General features: G+C 43.8%; 1 tRNA gene. It reads right to left on the reverse strand.

The features are described 5' to 3' along the window. Positions 1 to 68 precede the first annotated feature (68 nt). Positions 69 to 145, reverse strand: a tRNA-Arg gene (locus CIK04_RS25825). Positions 146 to 361 lie beyond the last annotated feature (216 nt).

A 361-nucleotide genomic window follows, 5' to 3' on the forward strand; every position in this document is an offset into this window, starting at 1 on the left:
GGGACTCTACCAACTGTAGCTTATAGCCACCATTGTTTTTCACCGACTATATCCTCCAGGCATCCAAATGGCGCGCCCGAAAGGATTCGAACCTTCGACCTTTGGCTCCGGAGGCCAACGCTCTATCCAGCTGAGCTACGGGCGCATGCCCTATCGGCGGAGTGGAATAATACGTAGTTCACACTATGGCGTCTAGTGTTTTTTTTAGTTTTTTTTCCGTTTGGTCTCTTTTTCGTCAGTTATCTGGCTACAAATGTAAATAACAGATGTGATTCAGCCCCTGTAGCTGATAACTTGTTGTTTATTGCAACAAGTTAACGGGTATATAATCACCCATTATTTACATTGATTTAACAGTGAT

The organism is Vibrio sp. 03_296, from assembly GCF_002265885.1.